At 67.5% G+C, this 22234-nt stretch carries 20 protein-coding genes; 9 read left to right on the forward strand and 11 right to left on the reverse strand.

Annotated features, from left to right (window positions below):
• Window positions 1-89: 89 nt before the first annotated feature.
• Window positions 90-1163, forward strand: a complete 1074-nt coding sequence (locus CP557_RS12095; protein WP_097380139.1) for a WD40/YVTN/BNR-like repeat-containing protein — start codon at window positions 90-92, stop codon at window positions 1161-1163.
• 14 nt (window positions 1164-1177) lie between these two features.
• On the opposite strand, the gene CP557_RS12100 is transcribed toward CP557_RS12095, so the two are convergent.
• Both CP557_RS12100 and CP557_RS12105 read right to left on the reverse strand, forming a co-directional pair.
• Window positions 1178-1963, reverse strand: a complete 786-nt coding sequence (locus CP557_RS12100) for a hypothetical protein (protein WP_097380140.1) — start codon at window positions 1961-1963, stop codon at window positions 1178-1180.
• 2 nt (window positions 1964-1965) lie between these two features.
• Entirely contained in the window at window positions 1966-3204 is a 1239-nt protein-coding gene (locus tag CP557_RS12105) for a PQQ-binding-like beta-propeller repeat protein (protein WP_097380141.1), read from the reverse strand.
• Between the two features lie 152 nt (window positions 3205-3356).
• Between CP557_RS12105 and CP557_RS12110 the strand changes: the two genes are divergently transcribed.
• From CP557_RS12110 to CP557_RS12125, 4 genes are all read left to right on the forward strand, one after another.
• Complete coding sequence (locus tag CP557_RS12110; protein WP_097380142.1) at window positions 3357-3683, forward strand: 30S ribosomal protein S24e; 327 nt, start codon at window positions 3357-3359, stop codon at window positions 3681-3683.
• Window positions 3684-3818, forward strand: coding sequence for a 30S ribosomal protein S27ae (locus CP557_RS12115; RefSeq protein ID WP_097380143.1), 135 nt, complete (start codon window positions 3684-3686; stop codon window positions 3816-3818).
• 55 nt (window positions 3819-3873) lie between these two features.
• Window positions 3874-5508: a bifunctional N(6)-L-threonylcarbamoyladenine synthase/serine/threonine protein kinase gene (locus CP557_RS12120; protein WP_097380144.1), complete on the forward strand. Its 1635-nt coding sequence runs from the start codon at window positions 3874-3876 to the stop codon at window positions 5506-5508.
• Between the two features lie 88 nt (window positions 5509-5596).
• Entirely contained in the window at window positions 5597-5884 is a 288-nt protein-coding gene (locus CP557_RS12125; protein WP_097380145.1) for a DUF5808 domain-containing protein, read from the forward strand.
• 146 nt (window positions 5885-6030) lie between these two features.
• Here CP557_RS12125 and CP557_RS12130 read toward each other — a convergent pair whose 3' ends face one another.
• Window positions 6031-7692 carry an NADH-quinone oxidoreductase subunit D gene (locus CP557_RS12130; RefSeq protein WP_097380146.1) on the reverse strand — a complete coding sequence of 554 codons (1662 nt, stop codon included), beginning with the start codon at window positions 7690-7692 and terminating at the stop codon, window positions 6031-6033.
• Between the two features lie 83 nt (window positions 7693-7775).
• On the opposite strand from CP557_RS12130, the gene CP557_RS12135 reads away from it, so the two are divergent.
• Window positions 7776-8426, forward strand: coding sequence for a helix-turn-helix domain-containing protein (locus CP557_RS12135; protein WP_097380147.1), 651 nt, complete (start codon window positions 7776-7778; stop codon window positions 8424-8426).
• 91 nt (window positions 8427-8517) lie between these two features.
• Window positions 8518-9063 carry an XTP/dITP diphosphatase gene (locus tag CP557_RS12140; RefSeq protein WP_097380148.1) on the forward strand — a complete coding sequence of 182 codons (546 nt, stop codon included), beginning with the start codon at window positions 8518-8520 and terminating at the stop codon, window positions 9061-9063.
• A 30-nt stretch (window positions 9064-9093) separates the two neighbouring features.
• Here CP557_RS12140 and CP557_RS12145 read toward each other — a convergent pair whose 3' ends face one another.
• The 6 genes from CP557_RS12145 to CP557_RS12170 form a co-directional block, all read right to left on the reverse strand.
• The gene (locus CP557_RS12145; RefSeq protein ID WP_097380149.1) at window positions 9094-10221 is read right to left on the reverse strand and encodes a guanosine monophosphate reductase; all 1128 of its coding nucleotides are present in this window, start codon (window positions 10219-10221) and stop codon (window positions 9094-9096) included.
• A 104-nt stretch (window positions 10222-10325) separates the two neighbouring features.
• Window positions 10326-10805 (reverse strand): DUF7384 family protein, encoded by a 480-nt coding sequence (locus CP557_RS12150; RefSeq protein ID WP_097380150.1) that lies wholly within the window; start codon window positions 10803-10805, stop codon window positions 10326-10328.
• A gap of 150 nt (window positions 10806-10955) precedes the next feature.
• Window positions 10956-12059: a putative sulfate/molybdate transporter gene (locus CP557_RS12155; RefSeq protein WP_097380151.1), complete on the reverse strand. Its 1104-nt coding sequence runs from the start codon at window positions 12057-12059 to the stop codon at window positions 10956-10958.
• A gap of 86 nt (window positions 12060-12145) precedes the next feature.
• Window positions 12146-13045 carry a dihydrodipicolinate synthase family protein gene (locus tag CP557_RS12160; RefSeq protein WP_097380152.1) on the reverse strand — a complete coding sequence of 300 codons (900 nt, stop codon included), beginning with the start codon at window positions 13043-13045 and terminating at the stop codon, window positions 12146-12148.
• A gap of 85 nt (window positions 13046-13130) precedes the next feature.
• Entirely contained in the window at window positions 13131-14747 is a 1617-nt protein-coding gene (locus tag CP557_RS12165; RefSeq protein ID WP_097380153.1) for a methyl-accepting chemotaxis protein, read from the reverse strand.
• Window positions 14740-15405, reverse strand: a complete 666-nt coding sequence (locus CP557_RS12170) for a heme NO-binding domain-containing protein (protein ID WP_097380154.1) — start codon at window positions 15403-15405, stop codon at window positions 14740-14742. The genes CP557_RS12165 and CP557_RS12170 overlap by 8 nt, the downstream gene beginning before the upstream one ends.
• A gap of 289 nt (window positions 15406-15694) precedes the next feature.
• On the opposite strand from CP557_RS12170, the gene CP557_RS12175 reads away from it, so the two are divergent.
• A complete protein-coding gene (locus CP557_RS12175; protein WP_097380155.1) occupies window positions 15695-16735 on the forward strand; it encodes an AIR synthase family protein in 1041 nt (346 codons plus the stop codon).
• A gap of 113 nt (window positions 16736-16848) precedes the next feature.
• Here the strand turns inward: CP557_RS12175 and CP557_RS12180 are convergent, their stop codons facing one another.
• Window positions 16849-18051 (reverse strand): outer membrane protein assembly factor BamB family protein, encoded by a 1203-nt coding sequence (locus tag CP557_RS12180; RefSeq protein WP_097380156.1) that lies wholly within the window; start codon window positions 18049-18051, stop codon window positions 16849-16851.
• Between the two features lie 171 nt (window positions 18052-18222).
• Here CP557_RS12180 and thiD point away from each other — a divergent pair, with 171 nt between their 5' ends.
• Window positions 18223-19584, forward strand: a complete 1362-nt coding sequence (thiD, locus tag CP557_RS12185; protein WP_097380157.1) for a bifunctional hydroxymethylpyrimidine kinase/phosphomethylpyrimidine kinase — start codon at window positions 18223-18225, stop codon at window positions 19582-19584.
• Between the two features lie 90 nt (window positions 19585-19674).
• Here thiD and CP557_RS12190 read toward each other — a convergent pair whose 3' ends face one another.
• Entirely contained in the window at window positions 19675-21972 is a 2298-nt protein-coding gene (locus CP557_RS12190; protein WP_097380158.1) for an amino acid permease, read from the reverse strand.
• Window positions 21973-22234: the final 262 nt, after the last annotated feature.

The following is a 22234-nucleotide window of genomic DNA, read 5'->3' on the forward strand; positions in this document are numbered from 1 at the left end:
TTCGACCTGCTCTGATCACTGGACCGATACCTCGAGTCACCGCTCCCACCGGGGGACGACTCATGTGCACCGACCACGTTGGGAGCCGTATGACGACGGTGATCGCGGCCCTCCGAGATCGACTGCTCGTCTGTACGGCCGACGGAATCGGCCCGGACGGCTGGACGACCGAGACGAGACTCGAGGGCCACGCCCTCGAATGCGTCGCCGCCGACGCGAGCGCACCCGACCGGATCTTCGTCGGGGCCGACGAGGGATTCTACAGGAGCGTCGACGGCGGGGAGTCGTTCGACCGCCTCGAAACGCGATTCGTCGCCGGTGGCTCGTCGAGCGGACGCACGGCAGGGGAACCCGGCGGCGGGACGGCCGACCGCGGGGGCGATCCCGTGATGGCCGCGGCGATCAGCCCTCACGATCCGACCGTCGTCTACGCCGGCACCGAACCCAGCCGGGTCTACCGCTCCCGCGACGGCGGCGACACCTGGTCCCGCCTCGAGGGCCTGACCGCCCTCCCCTCCGCCGAGGAGTGGTCGTTCCCCCCGCGCCCGCACACCCATCACGTCCGCTGTCTCGCGGTCGATCCGACCGATCCCGACCGACTCTCCGTCGGGATCGAAGCCGGTGCGTTCGTCTACACGCCCGACGGCGGCGAGACCTGGCGCGATCGGCCGCCAGGCTCCCGTCGGGATAATCACAGCCTGGCGACGCACCCGGCTCTCGAGGGGCGACTCTACGCGGCTGCCGGCGACGGCTACGCCGAGAGCGACGACGGCGGCCAGTCGTGGCGACGGCCACAGGACGGGCTCGAGCACCGCTACTGCTGGTCGGTCGTCCCCGATCCCGACGACCCGGATCGGGTGCTCGTCTCGAGCGCGCGCGGCGCAGCGACGGCCCACACTGCGAGCAGGGCCGACTCGTTCGTCTACCGCCGTACGGACGGCGGACCGTGGGACCGTCTCGACGGCCGTGGCCTACCGACCGGCGAGGGAGTCGTCCGAGCGGTGTTCGCGACGAGTGGCGAGCCGGGCGTCGTCTTCGCGGTGAACAACCGCGGGCTGTTCCTGACGCGGGATTTTGGCGGCTCGTGGACGCGCATCGAGACCGAGTGGCCGACGGCCCTCGAGACGCAGTCGCCACGCGGGCTGGTCGCACTGCCAGCGTAATCGACCCGGAGCAGTTACCGGAACGCGGGGTGGCTCCGGTCGCGCTCGAGAACGACGACGATCGCGACGGCGTGAACGGGCGCGACGAGGGCACTGCTCAGGACCGTTCCCAGGGGGAGGCTCGCGAGGAGCCAGGCCGAGAGTCCGATCGCGACGACCAGTCCGAAGAGCCGCCAGCCACGGCCCGCCGTCCGTCGGAGACTGCCCCGGATCGCTGCCTGTATGGAGCGTCCGTCGACGAGCAGCCCCGGTGCGACGAAGAAGCGAACGAACAGGTAGCAATAGATCGCCAGCGGAACGACGCCCCACAACCCCATCGCCTGCAATAGCTCGATCGATCCCAGCAGCCGCTGGAACAGGTCCGTTGCCACGACGAACCCGAACAGCGAGCGCACGGCTCCGAGCCGAACGTCTCGCCCCATCGCGTGAGCCATCGTCACGACGCCAGCGACGCTGACCGCGAGGGTCGTGAGCCCGTACAGTCCCAGCCCCCAGACGAGATACCCCGGCTCGAGCCCGATCAGGGACTCGAGCGGACGCATCGTTTGGCCGATCCCCGTCGGATAGCCGACGAACTCGAGCCGGATATCGATGCCGTTCGTTCCGAACCCCGCGCGCTCGGGTGCCGGGAGCGGATCGCGTCGGCGGAGCCAGTCGACGAGCGAGAGCGCGATTCCGACCAGGAGAAAGGGCCCGAACAGCGCCGGATCGCGACGAAGCCGGGCGAGCGCCGCCCGGAGAGGGTGCGACAGCGTTCGTTCGGCGTCGCACACCGCCGCGGGATCGTGTTCTCCGGACATGCTTACTCGGCCTCCTCGAGGGCGAGCACGCGTCCGTGTGCGACGACGTAGAGGGCACCGTCGCCGACGATGGGTTGGGAGGGACCGTGTGAGAGTTCGTACGTCCATCGCCTGTCACCGGTTTCGGCGTCGAAGGCGTGCAGTTCGGGGAGCCAGAAATCCGCAACGTAGACGACGCCGTCTGCGACCACCGGATGGACGTCGCGGGTGTACTCGGCCGTCCACACCTCGTCGCCGGTCTCGAGATCGATCGCATGGAGCGATTCGTCGCCGTCCGTGGCGTAGACCGTTCCGTCGGCGACGGCGACGCTCCCGTGGCTGGCGACCCCGTCGTGGACGTACTCCCACCGGATATCGTCGCCGCCGGGCTCGAGAAGCGTCACGGCGCGCCGGTTCGGGACGACGAGCCCCGCACTGGTCGCAGTCGGTGGGTTGCTCTGGCGAGCGACGAACTCGTCGTCGGGATCGAGGGGTTCGACCCGCCCGTCCCAGCGGCGATCGCCGGTCTCGGCGTCGACCGCGACGACGTGACCGGCCCCACACGTCACGTAGACGGTGCCGTCGCGAACCGCCGGTCGGTTCGCGGTGTGCAACCCTTCGCCGATCTCGATCTCCCAGCGGACCCGGCCGCTGCTGGCATCGAGCGCGACGACGCGGTTCGTCTCGGGGACGACCGAGTAGATCACCCCGTCGACCGCGACGGGAGCGGGCGCGGTCGGATTCGCGATGCGCTTGATCGGCGGTGGCTGTCCCGGCGCGTGCCAGCGCTCGAGGCCGACGCTCCGGCCGAAGACGTCGTAGCCGCCGCCGGCCTGGAGCCCGTAGATCCCGTCGATCCCCCTGACGGCCAGGGTGGCAGTGCGATAGGCCGTTGCATTCGCCCACGTCGGCGACGACAGGTACGAGTAGCCGTCCCGTTCGTACTGGAGCCGGCCGCTCGGTCGCTCGAGCGCGATCAGCGACGTTCGACCGACGACCGAGAGCGTCCCGCCGCGTAGCGTCGGCGGTGCCGGTCCCCTGACGGTCGCGTCGGGCTCGCGTTCCCAGCGAATCGTCACGCCGTCTTTCGGTCCCGATGCCGCGGGGTTGTAGCCGGTTCCGGCGGCGTCGTACCGGGCCATCGGCCAGTCAGTGTCGGAGGCTGTCGCGGCCGACACCGGTCGGTCGAGCCGGTGCGTTCCGCCGATGATGCCCGTCAAAGCGAGTCCACCGACGGCGAGCACACGACGTCTGGAGGTCATTGTTACGACATGCTCAGTTCGGATACAAAAACAGTTCGTGAACTCGCCGGTTCGCAACGCGGTCCGCTCGAGCCGGTCGGTCGCGAGCGAGTCGGGCGCTTCGAAATCCTTTTAGGCGCTACACGGGGATAGTAGGGTAACTGAGTGATATCATGGACGTCGACATCATCTCCGAAGAGGAAAACCCCATGTTGCATCGGACTGACGTGACCTTCGAACTCTCCCACGAGGACGCGACCCCCGAACGACTGCAGGTTCGGGACAGCCTCGCGGCGAAGTTGAACAAGGACGCCGACGAGGTCGTCATCCGCAAACTCGACACCAAGTTCGGGATGCGCAAGACCGTCGGCCAGGCGAAAGTCTACGACACGGCCGACTACGCCCGCGACGTCGAGCAAGACCACATGCTCGAGCGCAACAAGATCGGCGCCGAGGAAGAGGCCGAGGCCGAGGCTGAAGCCGAAGCGGAGGAAGCATAGATGGCGCGCTACGACCTCTACGGCGACGACGGCTCCACCGAGGGCGAACTCTGTCCCCGCTGTGGCGACGTCTTCCTCGCCAACCACGGCGACCGCAAGCACTGCGGGAAGTGCAGTTACACCGAGTGGGAGTAAGGCGCTGTGTCGGCCACAGCGGCAGATCGAACCACGACCACACCCGTTCTAATCCGTGAGTAACACCGTTCGCGTTCTCGGGATTGAGGGCACCGCCTGGGCGGCCAGCGCGGCGGTCTACGACGCCGATCGCGACGACGTGGTGATCGAAAGCGACGCCTACCAGCCCGAGAGCGGCGGCATTCACCCCCGCGAAGCCGCCGAGCACATGCACGACGCGATCCCCCGCGTCGTCGAGCGGGCCCTCGAGCACGCCCGCGAGAGCCACGACGGCCCGGCGACGGAGCCACCGATCGACGCCGTCGCCTTTTCCCGCGGTCCCGGCCTCGGTCCCTGCCTGCGCGTCGTCGGTACCGCCGCGCGTGCACTGAGTCAGGCACTCGCGGTACCCCTCGTCGGCGTGAACCACATGGTGGCACACCTCGAGATCGGCCGCCACACGTCGGGGTTCGACTCCCCGGTCTGTCTCAACGCGAGCGGGGCGAACGCGCACCTGCTGGCCTACCGGAACGGCCGGTATCGCGTGCTCGGCGAGACGATGGATACCGGCGTCGGCAACGCGATCGACAAGTTCACGCGCCACGTCGGCTGGTCACATCCCGGCGGGCCGAAGGTCGAAGCGGCTGCCGAGGACGGTGACTACGTCAGCCTTCCGTACGTCGTCAAAGGAATGGACTTCTCCTTCTCGGGGATCATGAGCGCCGCGAAGCAGGCCGTCGACGACGGGACGCCGGTCGAAGACGTCTGTTACTCCCTGCAGGAGAACGTCTTCGGCATGCTGACCGAGGTGTCGGAACGCGCGCTCTCGCTGACCGGCAGCGACGAACTCGTCCTCGGCGGCGGCGTCGGCCAGAACGCCCGGTTGCGCGAGATGCTCGCGGAGATGTGTGCCCAGCGCGGGGCCGAGTTCCACGCGCCCGAGCCGCGCTTCCTGCGCGATAACGCGGGGATGATCGCCGTCCTCGGGGCGAAGATGTACGCGGCCGGTGACACGCTCGCGCTCGAGGACTCGCGCGTCGATCCCGATTTCCGTCCCGACCAGGTACCCGTGAGCTGGCGGGTCGACGAACCGGAGCTCGCGGCCGGACGCGGCGAGGGGGCCACGGCGGAGCGGCAGGTCCGCGGGGCCGAAGCGTTGGTCGACATCGTGCCCGAGCGAGGGCGCGTGCGGAAGCGCCGCGAGTCCAAGACCTACCGCCACCCCCAACTCGACGACCGACTCCGCAGGGAGCGGACTACGCTCGAGGCTCGCCTGACGAGTCTGGCCCGCCGCGAGGGGGTTCCGACGCCCGTGCTCTCGGACGTCGATCCCCGCGAGGCGCGCCTCGACCTCGAGTACGTCGGCCAGCGGGATCTCCGCGATGGACTGTCCCCTGAACGGGTCCGCGACGTCGGCCGTCATCTCGCTCGACTCCATCGGGCGGGGTTCGTCCACGGCGATCCGACGACCCGGAACGTACGGGTAAACGGAGCCCGGACCTACCTCATCGACTTCGGGCTCGGCTATCACACCGATCACGTCGAGGACTACGCGATGGACCTGCACGTCTTCGATCAGAGCCTCGTCGGCACCGCCGACGAGCCCGAGCCGCTCCGCGGGGCCGTCCGCGAGGGCTACCGCGAGGTCGGCGAGGAGCGGGTCCTCGAGCGGTTGCGAGACGTCGAGGGGCGCGGCCGCTATCGATCCTGACGGGGCGGATCGACTGGCGGCAGTCGACTGTTTGCACCGATCGTCGCAGCACACAATACCTTTATCGGGGGAAGACGTATCACCGGCCATGGCAGAGAAGCCGACTTCGGGTGAGATTCTTGGGGTACCGTACAACTTCGAGCGACCGAGCATCAGTCGCATGCTCTCGTCGTACTGGCAGCCCGGCGAGGGGATGCTCGTCGAGAAGCCTTTCGGGGTCGGCTACACCCTGAACCTCGCCAACTGGCGGTCGTGGATCGTCGTCCTCGTCGCGGGCGCGCTCCTGTGGCACCAGGAACGTGGCTCCGGCCAGGAGAGCGAGGACACGACGGACGAACCCGTCGAGGTCATCGTCGACGGCGACACGGACGACTGAGACGGTTTGCTGTCGGTCAGTTTCGGCGCGCTCGCGAACCCGCCGTACAGGTGCGCCAGGTGCCAGTGACAACAGCCCGTCCGAGCGGCTGTAAATTCGTTTTCGCGGTCACGTGATAGCTCACGGATCTGCCGTCCGCGGGCCGATTACCGGTCGACCTCGCCCATGATACAGTCGAGACTGCCGATCGCCGCGACGAGGTCGGCGACGTACTCGCCGCGAGTGATCTCGGGGAGGACGGAGAGGTTCGAGAAACAGGGGCTTCGAATCTTGAACCGCGCCGGCGTCTCGGTGCCGTCCGAACGGACGTAGATGCCGAGTTCGCCTTTCGCCCCCTCGACGGCGCGGTAGCTCTCGGCGTCGGCCTCCGGTTTGAGCGTTCTGGGCACGTTGCTCTGGATCTCGCGGTCGTCGTCGGGCCACTCGACGAGCAGGTCGAGACATTGTTCGACGAGCTTCGCGGACTCCTCGAGTTCGCGCATGCGGACGAGCACGCGACTGTAGTTGTCGCCGTCGGGCTCCGTGACGACGTCCCACTCGAGGTTCTCGTAGTAGCCGTAGGGGTCGTCTCGCCGGAGGTCGTAGTCGATACCCGAGCCCCGGGCGACCGGGCCGGTACAGCCGTACTGTTTGGCCACCTCCGGTTCGAGGACACCGGTGTCGATACACCGGCGCTGGAAGATTTCGTTCGTGACCAGCAGGTCGTGGTACTCCTCGAGTTTGGCCGGGAGTCCGTCGAGGACCCCCCGGACGTCCGCGATGAACTCCTCTCGAGGTTCGGGCAGGTCCCAAGCGACCCCGCCCAGCCGGAAGTAGTTGAACATCATCCGTTGGCCGGTCAGCGCCTCGAGCAGGTCGAGGACGAGTTCCCGATCGCGGATGGCGTACTGGAAGGTGGCGGTGAATTCGCCGACGATGTCGAGCGCGTAAGTCCCAAGAGCGATGAAGTGGGAGGCCAGCCGCGAGAGTTCGGCCCCCATCGTCCGGATGATCTGGGCGTACTCGGGGACCTCGATGTCTGCCAGATCCTCGGCGACGCGGGCGTAGGCCCACTCGTTCAGGAGGCCGGCGGAGACCCAGTCCCACCGGTCGGGATAGGGCATGATCTGGTGGCGGTACGTGGCGTTCTGGCACATCTGCTCCTCGCAGCGGTGGATGTAGCCGATGTCGGGGTCGGCGTCGACGACCGTCTCGCCGTCCAGCACCGCTTTGACGTGGAGGACGCCGTGGGTCGACGGATGGTGCGGGCCGATGTTGAGAAACATCGTCTCCGAGTCGGCGTCGTGCTCGTCGCCCGCGATGGGGTTTTCGTGCTCCGAGAGAGTGACGACCTGGGGCTGGGCCTGATCGTACGACAGCGAGAGCGGATGGCCCTGCCACGTGTCCGGCAGGAGGATCCGTCGCAGGTCGGGATGGTCCTCGTACGCGATGCCGACGAGGTCGTAGGCTTCGCGCTCGTGCCAGTCCGCCGTTCGGAAGACGGGTTCGGCGGACTCGCTGACCGGGTCCGCGACCGCCGTCGGAACGACGACGCTCACCTCGCGGGTCGGATCATCGTAGGATTTCAGGTGATAGATCGTCTCGAACCGATCGGGATACTGCTGGGCGGTCACGCACGAACAGTGGTCGAACCCCGCGTCCTCGCGGAGCGTCTCGAGGACGCGCTGGACCGCGTCGGGCCGAATCACGAAGCCCGGTGCGTTCAGGTGATCGTCGCGACGGAGAACGGCGTCGCCGAGCAGGGCCTCGAGGTCGCGGCCGGCCGCGGCGTCGGCCGGTCGGGACTCGAGCGTCGAATCCGGTGACATAGCTACCCGTTCGGACGCGGTCGGCGTGTCGGTTCTGCGTCACGAGCGAGGCTATTTATATACGCCGACCGGAGTATCCGGTCGTGAAGACGGTTCGGCTCACGCTCCGGTACGACGCGGAGACGATCCACCCGATGCACCGGTTCGTCGCCGACAGCGACGCGTTCGATTCCTACCGGATGGTCCACGGAAACTTCGCCGGGGGCGACGATCATGCCTTCATCTTCCACGTCGTCGGCGATCCGGACGTCTACGAGGCCGCACTCGCGGACGCCGACCGGGTCCGCGAGTACGAACTCACGCGGACCGGTGACCGGTCGTTTACCGTCTACGTTCGCGACACGCCCGAGGGAATCGACGAGCGACTGCTCGGATCGTTCACGCAGGGGAGTCTCGTGACGCTCCCGCCGATCGAATATCGGTCGGACTGGACGACTCGGTTCTCGGTCGTCGGCGAACCGGCGGATCTCCGGCAGGCACTCGAGGAGGTTCCCGAGGGGATCGAGACGACCGTCGACCGGATCGGCGAGTACGACGGGAGCGACGCCGCGGTCGGAGCGCTGACCGAACGCCAGCGCGAGGCAGTTCGGATCGCCCGCGAGGTGGGCTACTTCGAGGTTCCCCGTTCGGCGAGCGTCGACGACGTGGCCGCAGAACTCGACTGTGCACCGGGGACGGCCGCCGAACACCTCCGGAAGGCGGAGGCGACCGTCATGAACGCCCTCGAGTTGTAGCGTCCGACGATCGGGCCGCCGAACCGGGGAAACCGCCGCCGGAACGCGGGTAATCGACGCCTATTTTCCGGTCGCGGACGCTCCCTCCGACATGACCGTTCGGTTCGTCACCGGCAACGAAGGGAAGGTCCGCGAGGCGCGGGCGTACCTCGAGGGGATCGATCCCGTCGAACAGATCGAGTACGATTACACCGAGGTACAGAGCGACTCGCTCGCGGAGATCGCGGCGTACGGAGCCCGCGAGGCCTTCGAGGAATTGGGGAGCGACGATCCGGTGCTCGTCGACGATGCGGGACTGTTCGTCGACGCGCTGGGCGGGTTCCCGGGGCCGTACTCGGCGTACGTCGAGGACACCGTCGGCGTCGAACGGCTCTGGCGGCTCGCCGAGGCGGAGGAGAACCGTCGTGCCCGCTTTCGAACCGTTCTCGCGTACGCGGACGAGAACGGCACCGAGACGTTCGATGGAAGCGTCGCCGGAACGCTCGTCGCCCCCCGCGGCGACGGCGGGTTCGGCTACGACCCGATCTTCGAGTACAACGGGCAGACGATGGCCGAGATGAGCACCGAGGAGAAGAACGCGATCTCGCATCGGGGTCGCGCGCTGGCGGCGTTCGCGGAGTGGTACGCCGACCGCTGAGACGGCCTGCTGGTGGTCGATCGGCCGACCTCAGTCGTCGCTCTCGGCGGCGGAGTTTGCGGTGTCGTCGTCTCCGACCCCCGATTCGGTGTCTATCTTCGCTGTGCTATCCACGCTGACGCCCTCCCAGTCCTGATCGGCGTGGTATCCCTCGCGTTCTTTCGCACTCGGTGCAACGCGGATGAACTCGGCCCGTTCGCGGGCGTCGGCTATCGTGTGGCCGCCACAGTAGGAGAGCCCCGACTGGATACCGGCACAGAACTCGTCGACGACGTTGGCGACCGGTCCCTTGTACGGCGTCAGCGCCTCGACGCCTTCGTCGGCGCGGACGTCGGCGTCCTTGTCGTCGCGTTTTTCGGCGGCCGTCGTGGTCGCCATTCCCCGCGAGCGCTTGTACCGCGTCCCGTCGACCTCGACCACCGCACCCGGGGCTTCCTCGGTCCCGGCAAAGAGGCTTCCCAGCATTACGGTGTCGGCGCCTGCCATCAGCGCCTTCACCGCATCGCCCGACGTTCGAATCCCGCCGTCGGCACAGATCGTCACGTCCAGCTCCTCGGCCGCGGTCGCACAGTCGTCGACGGCGGTCAGCTGTGGGACGCCGGCACCGGCGACCTTCCGGGTCGTACAGTGGGAGCCGGGACCGATACCGACCTTCACGCAGTCGGCTCCGGCCGCGGCCAGATCCTCGACGCCCGCCGGCGTCGCGACGTTGCCGGCGACGAGATCGGTCTCCGGAAACTCCTCCCGCAGGATCTCGACGGCCTCGAGCGTCCGCTCGAGGTGGCCGTGGGCGACGTCGACCACGAGCGCGTCGACGCCCGCCGTGACCAGGGCGTCGCTACGAGCGACGTAATCCTCGTTGATCCCGACGGCAGCGCCGACCTGTTCGCCGGCGGCGGCGACCCGTTCGACCTGTGTGGCCTGTTCCGCCGGCGTGAGGAACCGATGGAGGATACCGACGCCCCCGGCGCGTGCGAGTTCGATCGCCAGCTCGGCCTCCGTGACGGTGTCCATCGCGGCGGAGACGAGCGGCCGCTCCAACTCGATGCTCGGTGTGAACATCGTCGAGAGGTCAACGGTACTGCGGCTATCGACCGGCGAGCGTTTCGGGACGAGGAGTACGTCGCCGTAACTCAACCCGGTGCGGAGATCGTTCATAACCCGTACCGGATCAGTGTTCCCGCCAAATAAGACTGTCGGCGAGTGTCCAGGAACTGCAAATCGAGCCCCGTCAGGTGCGCTTGCGGGGCGATCTCGATCGGTCAGGCTCGCGGATCCCGATCCGGTCCCGGATACTCGCCGCCCTCGACGACCTCGTACAGGCTCGCGGGATCGAACAGCCGGGCGAACGCGTCGGGCGGACGGATACTGACGGCGACGCGGGGCTGAAGCGTCAATCCGGCTTTCGTCGATCGAAGCCGTTCGTCGTAGGAGAGCAGGTGGGCCGCCTCGCCCTGGTAGGCAGAGGCCAGCGCCGGATGGTCGCCCTCGGGCTGGTCGACCGCGACGCGCTCGGCCGCGAGTCGCTCGCGGTGGGCGGCGGCGAGCGCTGGATCGGCGAGAGCCGCGACGAGTCGCTCGGTCTCCTCGAGCAGCGGGTCGCTGGCGATCAGGTCGATCCAGGAATGCTCGCGCACGTGATCGAGCGCCTCGCGTGCCTCGCCGCCGACGAGGAGATCCGCCGCGAGGACATCGGCGTCCGCGACGACGCGAGCGGGATTCGGTCGCTCGTCCTCAGTCATCGTCGCCCTCTCGGATCGCCTCGAGTTCGGTATGGATTCGCTCGAGATCGCCGTCGTACGCCGCCGCCCGGTCGAACAGGGATTCCCAGCTCGCGCTCATCGGTGGCCGTTGGAGCCACGGCATCAAAGGTCGTCCGGCTCGAGCCTGCCTCACGGCCGCCGTGAGAGCAACCAGAACGCGACGGTGCCGAGGACGAACGCGACGCCGACGTTGCCCACGAGGCCGACGATCCCGACGCCCGCGACGAGCGCGAGGGAGCGACCGTCGCTGACGGGCGCGAACGCCGCGCGCCCGAGTTCGAGTGCGACGACGACGAGCAAGACGCCGAGGATCGCCATCGGGAAGGCGGCGAGGACGGCTCCGGCGGCGACCAACGCGAGCGCGAGATAGCCCACCCCGAGCAGGACGTTCGCGCCGCCGGTTCGCGCGCCGAAGGCGTACTTGCCGGCGAGGCCGCCGCTGCCGTGACACATCGGCACGCCGCCGAGGGGAACCGCCGCGAGACAGGTAACCCCCATACTCCTCGAGAGTTCATCCGCGGAGATATCTCGGTCGTAGAGATCGCCACAGAGCAACGCGGTCGCGATCGCCGCGTTCCCGACGGTCATTCCGAGTTGGGCGACGGTCCCCTCGAGTGCGGCCGCGGTAACCGACGGCACACCGGCGGGAAAGAGGGTGAGCTGGGGGACCGCCGGCGAGGGGACCCCGGCCGTCACGACGGCAGCGATCCCGCCGACTCCGAGCACGACCAGGACGCTCGCCTGGCGGTAGCCGACCAGCGCCAGGAGCCCGACGACGACCAGCCCGCCCGCCGCCACGGCGGGGTTTCCAAGCGAGAGATCGACGGCCGCCTCGAGCAGGAGCAGCGCTACGGCGAGTTGGACGCCGCGAATGACGGGTTCGCCGACCACCCGCTGGAGGCGACCGACGAGCCCGAGGTGGCCGACGGCGAGCAAAACGCCGCCGGCGAGTATCCCGGCGGCGGCGAGTTCGGCGTAGGAAAGTGCTCCGACGATCGCGAGGCCGATCAGTGCCTTCATCGGCTCGACGGAGAGGGGCATGCCGTAGTGGAGCCCCCAGACGATCTGGAAGACGCCAAAGCCAAGCAGGACGTGGGGAAGCGAGACGCTCGTCGTCGCACCGAGTGCCACCACCAGCGGCAATACCGTAACCGAATCACCTAGCGCGCCGGTGAGTTCGCCGACGGAGAACTCGAGGTCGGATTCCGCCCCCGATCGGACCGTGTACGCCATCTATCCCCGCTATGAGTGCCGCCATCTTGACTCTTGGCAGTAACCGCAACCGATTTCGTTCCCTGGCGTCAGAAGTGTGGTTTTGGTTACGTCGACGAATCCGGGTTCGTCGAGTCCGTCGCTTCGAGGGCGTCCGCGAGTACCGAATCGAGTTCCTCGCGGGCCGTCTCCGCGAGGGGCTCGAGCGGTCGCCGAAGCGAGCCCGCCGGCCGGTCCCGTAACGAGAGGGCGGCTTTGAGCCCCGGCACGCCGTATTGGGTCGTGACGGCGTGGTTGAGTTCGACGAGGTCGGCGTTCCGTGATCGTGCCCGCTCGGATCGACCGCCCTCGTGACGACGATAGATTTCGCTCGCCCGTCCGGGGACGACGTTCGCCAGCGCCAATACACCGCCATCGGCACCCGCATCGAGGCCGGCGGCGTAGATGCTTCCGCTGCCGACGAGCACCGCGAAGGACTCGTCGGCGGTGAGACGGACGAGTCGCTGGATCGATTCGAGGCTCCCGCTCGAGTCTTTGATCCCCGCGACGTTCTCGTGGGTGGCGAGGGACGCGACGGTCCGCGGCGAGAGGGCGTGATCGGTGAACTTCGGGACGCTGTACAGGTAGATCGGAATCGGTGACTCGTCGGCGAGGGATCGATAGTAGGCAGCAAGCGCCGCGTCCTCGGAGGCGTAGTAGGAGGGAGTTACGACCAGTGCCGCCTCTGCACCCGCCGCTGCGGCGCGCTCGGTGGTCTCGAGCGTCGGCTCGTACCCCTCCCATCCGGTTCCCGCGAGCACCGACAGCGAGGTAGCCTCCGCGACGGTTTCGACGATCGCGACCCGTTCGTCGGCCGTCAACAGCGGTGCCTCGCCCGACGACCCGCAGGGAACCAGGAAATCGACGCCTGCTTCCTCGAGCCAGTCGACGAGGCTTCGAAGCCGCGCGTGATCGACGCGGCCGGACGAATCGAACGGCGTGACGACCGGGACACCAGTTCCCTGCATGCAGGGGGCCACGAACGACACGGTCCTAAAACTGCTCGTTCGCTCCGAGAGCGGCCACCCGGTTTCGAGCGACCGGACGACGCCGCTATCGGGACCCGCTGGCGCCGTCTCCGATCGTCTCCGGCACCGAATCGGTGGTCGACACTGCCTCCGGATCCACGTCGTCGGCCGTCCGCGCTTCGGGGAGATCGTACCCGCTCTCCGTGACGTAACGCTCGAGCTGGGCGTTCAACTCGCTGGCCTGCTCGGTGAGCACGGTGGCGCTGCGGGCGACGTGGGAGAGCGCATCGGCCTGTGCCGAGGCTCGGCGGGCCGCTCTCGCGGAGGTCTCGGCCGTCTTGTCGCTCGTTTCGGCGGCGGATTCGACCAGGACGACGACCTCCTCGGTCGCCGAGGCCTGCTCTTCGGTCGCCGCGGAGATCTCCTGGACGCCGTCGTTCGTCCGCTCGGCGAGGGTCGCGATCCGCTCGAGCGCGTTCGCCGCCTCCTCGACGTCGGCGACGCTATCCGTGATTCGGTCGCGGCTCGTCCGGACCTCGTCGGCCGCCGACATCGCCCGCTGCTTGAGCCCTTCGAGGCGCTCCTCGACGGCCTGGACCGAGTCGTAGACCTCCTCGGAGAGGTTCTGGATCTCGTCGGCGACCGCGCCAAAGCCTTGGCCGCCGCCCTCGTCCGATCGGGTCGCCTCGATGTTGGCGTTGAGCGCCAGCATGTTCGTCTGCTCGGCGATGTCGCTGATTGAATCGACGAGTTCGTCGATCCGTTCGGCCTCGGCCTCGAGCGCCTCGATCTCCTCGAGCGTTCGTTCGCTCTCCCTGTCGATCACGTCCATTCCTTCGATCGCATCGCTGGCGGCACTGCTCCCGTCCTGTCCGGCTCTGGCGGTCTGATCCGCGGTGTCCGCGACTTCCGAGGCCGTCGCGGCGATCTCCTCGATCGTCGTCGAGAACGACTCCATCTCGGTCGCGACGCTCCGAAGTTGGTCGTTTTGCTCCCTGTTGTCCCTGACGACCTCGGTGAGCGCCTCGCTCGTGCGCTCGCCTTCCGCCTGGACCGTCTCCATGCTCGTTTTGAGTTCGCGACTGTAGGTGACGACCTCGCCGGAGAACGACTTCAGCGTCCCGAAGGTGTCCTCGAACTCCGCCAGCATCGCGTTGGAGTTGCTGGCCAGTTCGTCGATCGCATCGTGGGTCCCCTGCTGGTCGAATCGACGCGTGAGATCGCCCGCTGCGACCGCCCGCGTCGTCTCGGCGTGTGCCGAGACGGTGCTCTCGAGTTCGTCCAGCGACCGATCCGTTTGCTCGCCCGCCGTGAGCTGGTCCCGGATCCCCGCGAGTGACCCCCCGAGTCGGCCGAGCGCGTCCTCACGGTCGGTCGCGAAGGAGACATCGTACGCTCCGTCCTCGAGACGGGCCGTCCGCTCGGCCACGTCGGCGATCCCCTCGCGGAGTTCCTCGCGCTGGCGCGGTGCAGCGCGAACGTCCGAGACTGCAGCGATCGACGCCGCGACCCCGGTGGCCGCGACGACGCCGCCGGCACCGACTCCCAGAACCGTCGGGGTTAGCTCCCCGAGAGCGGCGGCTGCTGTGGCCACGACGACCAGACCGACGACCGCGATCACGAAGCCGAACCCGACCGGACTCCCCGACTGGATCGCGGACGGGAGCGACGACCGCTCGGCGGCGCTTGCGGACTCAGTCATTCGTTTCCCCACTGGGAGCATCGGTCGCCGATTGAGCGTCGAATTCGAACGCGGCTCCCGTCTCATCGGCGGCGCTCGCGTCCGATTCCGACTTCGCCGCGTGCGTGGCTCCGGGAGTCGCGGCTCGTCGAATATCGAACTGGCACGCGTCGTCGCCCTCGTGCATACACGTTCGCTCCTCCGCGATCAGTTCCTCGTCGAACCGCTCGGCGACGCCCTGAATCGCACCGCGAGCGACGTCACAGAGCTTTCGATCGGAGTCGTAGGTGATCCGGACCCGATCGTCGTCGATTCGCTCCGACCGAATTCGCGGCGTCGTCAACGTCGTCATATCCCGCGTCCGCAGGGACGTGTGGAACTGCTGGATGTTCGCGATGAGCTCTAACCCCTCCCACTCGTCGTCGATGTGGAGATCGTAGGTCTCGAGCAGTGCGGGGACGACCCACGTGCCGTACTGGGTCAGAATCGTCCGCGGGCTCTGATCCGTGAGCTCGCCGGCCGTCCGCGCGATCTCGTAGACGTCGCGGTCCGGATAGACGGTGACGGGAACGTAGACTTTCTCCTCGATGTCCGCCTGGGCTTGAATCGCGAGCCAGGCGTCCTCGCCGTAGGTATCCACGATGAACGCCTGCAGCGTCTTCAGAATTATTCCGTGCATATGGCCCCTCTTTTTTCCGTCCCCCCGGCGATCTCTGTTCGGTCCGAATCAGAACTCATGACTGAAAACTTCTGTTGTAATTATTCCTGTTTAATCGCTTTCCCTACATTGTTGGGTGGGAACCGATCGATCGACAGTGTCCCGCTCTCGAGCCGATCGACTGTGGCGAGACGACACCTGTCGTTGCAGTCGTCCGTCCGGGAACGATCGCATCGGCGGTGGACGCCGTTGATCGCGATCCAATCGACGAATCAGCACGGATAAGGTGACCGGACGGGATCGAGTACCCGTGAGCGACCTCGGAAAAATCGATCGGGCGTTTTTCGACCGTCACATCGCACCGAACCTGGGTGCCGACCGCGACGACGTCGCCGTCGGCCCGACCCACGGCGTCGACTTCGGCGTCATCGATGTCGGCGGCCAGGCACTGGTTACCGCCACCGATCCGCTGTCGATCCTGCCGGCGCTGGGCCTCGAGCGAGCCGCACGGTTCGCCCTCGATCTCGTGCTCGCGGACGTGGCCGTCAGCGGCGTCGCCCCCTCGCATCTCTCGATCTGTTTCACGCTTCCCGAGGGGATGACCGACGAGGAGTTCGCGACCGTCTGGGAGACGATCCACGCGGAGTGTGCCGATCTGGGGGTCGCCGTCGTGACGGGCCACACCGCCCGCTACGCCGATCCCTCGCATCCGTGGGTCGGTGCCGCCACCGCGATGGGCGTCGGCGACCACGACGAGATCGTTCGCCCCGACGGTGCCCGGCCGGGCGATCGGCTCCTCCTGACGAACGGCCCCGCCGTCGAATCCGTCGGCCTCCTGAGCACCCTCTATGGCGACCGCTTCGAGTTGTCCGACGACGTGATCGCGGCCGCCCAGGACCGCCTCGAGGAGGTCTTCGCGGTCCGCGACGCCCTCACGGCGGCCGCTGCGGGGCCGGTGCGGGCGATGCACGACGTGACCGAAGGCGGGCTCGCCGGCGCGCTCAACGAGATGGCCGACGGTGCGGGGGTCCGATTCGCAATCGACCGCGACGCCGTCCCCATGCGTCCCGGCGTCCGCGAGGTCTGCGATGCGCTCGAGTTCGACCCCTGGGCGGCGACCAGTTGTGGCTCGCTCGTGATCGCGGTCGACCCCGACGGTGTCGACGACGTGCGTGGTGCGCTCGAGGACCGGAACACGCCGGTTGCCGAAATCGGTCGCGTCGAGACCCCTGGAGACGAGGGGAGCGACGTGCTGGTCGACGGGGACCGCCTCGAGCATCCGCGCGTCGATCCGTCGTGGGAGGCATATGCCGCATTAGCCGCGGCGGAGACCAACGACGGGGAATCGTAACGCCCCGGATCGACTTCACCGGACTCGAGTCCGTCTGGAGTCCAGTCGTTTGGTGGCAGACGTAATGTCACGGCGGACGACTGACGAACCGCGACGGATGTCCACGCGCGTCGTCACGAGAGGACGACCAGTTCTGCGGACTCATCTCCGAACCGTTCGACATTCGTCGTCGCGAACAGCTTCCCGTCAGCTGCAGTAACGAAGGAGACCGCGTCGTCCTCGTCGTGTTCGAATCGTTGTTCGCCGACGCGAAGCGATCGAATGCCGATCCCGCCGTCGATATCGATCGCTCGGAGCTTGTCGCCGCCGAGGTATACCGTATCACCGACGACGATCGGCGGGTTGTTGGAGCCACGACCGAGATCGACGCGCCAGCGGCCGCTTCCGTCGTTCGGATCGAGGGCGTGCAGCGTTGATCCCGACCGGGCGAGCAGCGTTCGGTGGGCAATCGCCAATCCGTCGTCTCCGAACCCGCCGAGCTCGGTCTGCCACTCTCGTGCTCCGCCCATGCCGAAGTAGGTGATCGAGCCGTCTCCGCCCGCGACCGCCACGCCCGGTCCGGCGTCACCGTCGCTCGAGGAGAGGGCTATCGGCGCACTCGTGATCCCCGCTTCGACGGTTCGCCGCCACTCGACGGCTCCCCATCGAGTGATGGCGTACAATTCGCCGCCGCTCGTCGCGACGTACAGGTAATCCGTATACTTCGCGAGCGAGTACCGCGCGGTTCCGAACAACTCCTGTTCCCACAGGTGATCGCCAGTCTCGGCATCAAGCGCGTGCACATAGTTGCCGCCGGCCGCGAAAACGCGGCCGTTCTCTCCGCCGTCCGAAACCAACAGAGATCCTTGCCCGATCGTCGTGTCGAACTCGTGTGACCAGTCGATCTCGCCGGTCTCGAGGTCTCTGGCGGTCAGGGAGGTCACTTCGGGGACGTACGCCGTGCCATCGAACACCGTTGGCGAGCTTCTGTACATGTAAGCATCGTTCTCGGGGTCGATAGACCACCGTCGGTCCGCCGTTTCCCTGTCGAACGCCACGACGTCAGTTCCGACCGCGACTAGAACGGTATCGTCGGTCACAATCGGTTCGTCGGTAGCAACGGGTGACCCGAACTCGACGCGCCAGTCGACAGTCGGCTCGTCTCGCGGTGCGGTACCGTCGGGGATCGCTCGTGAGTTGCGGCGATCGGCTCCGCTTGTCGTCCACGTGTAGGACTCGAGAGACCCTGGGTCGGCGGACGGTCCGCCGAGACAGCCCGCGACCGCCGCGGTACCGACCGCTCCGATTCCGAAAAGAACGTCGCGTCTGGAGGGCATCTTCCCATAATTGGGACGGAAGAAGTGATGTATTTTGTGAATTGCGCGCTCGATTCTCCTTTCGTTTTCCGTCACTTACGGTGATCTCTCCGGCCACTGTCGCCGATAACCGATCGATTCTCACCGTTGCTGACCATCACCGCTTAGTATAACCCGAGAATACAGTCCCACATGAGAATACCAGCACCCGATAGCAGGCCGGTCGCGCTGACGATCGCGGGTAGCGACTCCGGCGGCGGTGCGGGAATCCAGGCCGATCTCGCCACGATGGCCGCCCACGGCGTTTTCGGAACCTCGGCGGTCACCGCTGTCACCGCCCAGAACACGCGCGGCGTCGAGTCCTCGCACGTCCTGCCGATCGAGGAGATCGAGGCGCAACTCGAGGCCGTCACCGACGATTTCGCGGTCGGGGCGGCCAAGACCGGCATGCTCGCGACGACTACTGTGATCGAGACCGTCGCGGACCGCGCTCGAGCGTTCGACTTCCCGCTGGTCGTCGATCCCGTCATGGTCGCGACGTCGGGCGATCGGCTCCTCGAGGCCGACGCCGAACGCGCCTACGAGGACCTACTCGGCGAGGCGACGCTGGCGACGCCCAACGCCGACGAAGCCGCGGTCCTGACCGACGTCGCCGTGACCGACGGGGAGAGCGCCCGCGAAGCCGGCGAGGCGATCCTCGAGACCGGCGTCGACGCGGTCCTCGTCAAGGGGGGCCACGTCCCCGGGGAACGGGTTCGGGACGTCCTCGTCACCGACGACAGTGTCCGGGCGTTCGAACACCCCCGCGTCGACACCGACGCGACCCACGGCTCGGGCTGTGCGCTCGCCGCCGCGATCGCGGCGCGACTCGCGAGCGGGGACTCCCTCGAGTCCGCCGTCGAGGGTGCGACGGACTTCCTCGCCCGCGCGGTGCGGTACTCCTACGACGTCGGCGAGGGCGACGGTGCGGTCAACCACATGGCACCGCTGCGAAACCAGGCCGCTCGAGAGCCCACCGCCGAGGACGTGCACGCACTCGTCGACCGGTTCGTCGACGCCGACGTCTCGTCGCTGGTTCCCGAGGTCGGGATGAACGTCGTCGGCGCGACGCCCTACGCCGAATCCGTCGCCGAGACCGCGGCCGTCGAAGGCCGGATCACGCGCACGCTCTCGGGAATCAAGCCCAACCGCGGCGTTCGGTTCGGTGCCTCGAGTCACGTCGCCCGCTTCCTCCTCGCGGCCCGTGAGTTCGCCCCCGACCTCCGGTTCGCGCTCAACTGTCGCTTCGACGCGGACGTGGAAGTCGCCCTCGAGGAACGCGACTGGCCCGTCGCCGAGTACGACCGGGGCGCTCAGCCGAGTGAAATCAGGGACACGGAGGGTAGTACGATGGGCTGGGGGGCCCGGCAGGCCTTCGCGGACCGCGAGGAGCCACCGGTCGCCGTCATCGATCGCGGCGAGGTCGGCAAAGAAGCGCTCGTGAAACTCCTCGCCGCCGATCCGGACGCCCTCGCCGATCGAGCGCTGACGCTCGAGTCAACGCTCGGCCAGTGAGCGACCGGCCTCGAGATCGACGGCCTCCGTCGCCGGCAGCGACCGATACCGGGAGGGCACGGACCACCGTACCCAGGCCGGACGGCTGGGTTATTCCTCTTTGAGACCCAGGAGCCGCTCCCGCAGGGTCCGCTTTCGGGCCGTCTCGGCGAGCAGCACCGAACACTCGATGTCGTCGAGGACGTCCAGCACCAGCGACCCCCGGACGAGCCGCGAGAGCAGCCCCTCTTCGGTCGCGCCGATGACGACGAGCGTCGCGTCCGTGGCCGCATCCTCGATCGCGGTCTCGACGTCGCGATCGTCGACGAGCAGTTCCGCATCGGCCAGCCCGTTCTCGGCGGCCCACTCCTCGAGGAACTGCTCGCCCTCCTCGTGGGATTCGTCCCCGGAGAGGGCATGCAAGAGCGTGATCCGGGAGTCGAACTCGTCGCGGAGCAGTCGGACGACCTCCGCGCCGAGCACCGAGTCCGGGCCGCCGGCAGTCGGCAACAGGATGCGCGACGGGTCGAAGCCCCGCTCTTTCAACACCAGGAAGTCACAGGGGAGGTCGTGAGTCAGTTCGTCGATCCGGGACTCGGCGCGACCGTGGGCGGCGGGCCCCCAGCCCATGACGACCTGATCGGCGTCGAAGGTCCGCGCGGCGTCGAACACCTCCTCGAAGGAGCGGTGTGAGAGCACCGTGTGCGTCTCGAGGGGAGCGCCGAACGTCTCGGCGTCGGTTCGAGCTTGCTCGAGCAACTTCTCGGACTCGGCGTCGATCCGTTCGGCCTGCTCGGCGCGTTGGAGGGGCGTCTGGTCGGGGACCTGCACGATGTGGACCGCGTGAACGGTGCCGCCGCGTTGGGTCGCGATCGCACCGGCGAGCGTGATGAGTTCCTTCTCGGTACGGGGGTTCGACAGCGGGACCATCACGCGGAAGTCACCGCCGTCGGCGCTCGCATCGAGTGTCCTGGCGGCGTCGGGGCGAACCGAGTCGGCCGCGGTCACGGCGGCGTCGGGCATCGCCTCGGATCGATCGAGGATCCAGCCGGCGAAGACGCCGGCGCTCTCGACGCGCTGGCGGGCATAGAGCAGGTACCAGACGGTCGCGAAGACGACCAGTCCCGCCGAAAGGAAGATAACGGACGGGTCGATGTACGCGATCAGCGCGAACGACGAGATCGTCCCGACGATCGGGACGACCGGATACAGCGGCACCTCGAAGTCGGGATCGTACTCGGCCGGTTCGGCCTCCCGCATGACGATCAGTGCGATGTTCAACAGGCCGTAGACGATCAGGTGAAGGACCGAGCCAGCGGTCGAGAGGATCTCGAGGTTGCCAAACAGGAGGAAGGCGATGATGAGTGAGCCGGTGATCAGGATGGATTTGTACGGGGTCCCGAAGCGAGGGTGGATCTCGTTGACCGACGGCGAGATGATCTTCTCCCGGCCCATCGCGAAGTTGATCCGCGAGGACGAGAGGATCGACGCGTTCGCGCTCGAGGCCGTCGCCAGCAATCCGCCGAGCAGCAGTAATCCCCAGCCGAGCACGCCCAGACTGAAGCCGAAGATGCTGTACTGTCCGAACAGCAACTCGGCGGCCTCGACGACGGCCGTGTCGTTGTTCGCGACGAGGTCGTTGGGAACCGCCGCCAGCAACACGAGGAGGAACAGGGCGTAGACGATCGTGACGATGACGACCGATCCGATGACCGCGAGCGGGAGGTTCCGACCCGGATTTTTGATCTCCTCGGCGACGGAGGTAATCTGGACGAAGCCGAGATAGGAGACGAAGACGATCGCAGTCACCGGGAGTACTTCGCCGGTCGTTCCCGCCGGCGCGAGCGGTCGCAACGACTCGAGGTCGGCGTTCAAGAGGCCGACGATCGTGAACATCCCGAGGATAGCCAGCAGCGTGAGCACGATCCCGATCTGGAGCCCGCCGGTCTCCTTGGCACCCATGTAGTTGATCGCGATGAACAGCGCCGCCCCGATGAGTCCGATCGTCTGGGCCGCCGAAATCGTCACTGGCCCCAGTGCCAGCGCCGGCGCGCCCACGAGCTGGTTGACGTACTCGCCGAAGCCGTACATGTAGAACGCGGACGCGAAGGCGAGTCCGAGCCAGTTCGCCCAGCCGCTGATCGACCCGAACAGCGGACCGAGCGCGCGATTGATGTAGAAGTACGCCCCGCCGGATTTGGGCATCGCCGTTCCGAGTTCCGAGGCCGACAGTGCCGTAAACAGGGCAGTGACGCCGCCGATAACGAAGGTGAGCGCCGCGAGCGGCCCTGCTCGAGCGACGGCGGTTCCCGGAAGCACGAAAATACCCGCCCCGATCATCGTCCCGATACCGATCGCGATCGCCGACAGCAGGCCGAGGTCTTTCGCGAGTTCCTCGTCGGCGCTCATATGGGGCCACCCCCGGCGGTGCCGTTTCCGTCGACATCGAAATCCGAATCCGTCTCGTCGCGGGCGTCACTGATCGGACTCACACCCGCGCCACGCGGTCTCGGCCGCCGACTCCGGCCGCCGGTCGCGTTCGATACCGACCTCCCGGGGGGACTGCGCACACGATGACGAGGATTCATTGATTCGGAGTTGTGAAGGTGACGATGATAAACCCCCGGATTGTCTCGTTGGATCCGTTTTTCCTGATAAAATAGTGACGGGC

This window comes from Natrinema ejinorense (assembly GCF_002494345.1).
GTDB classification, from domain to species: Archaea; Halobacteriota; Halobacteria; order Halobacteriales; family Natrialbaceae; genus Natrinema; species Natrinema longum.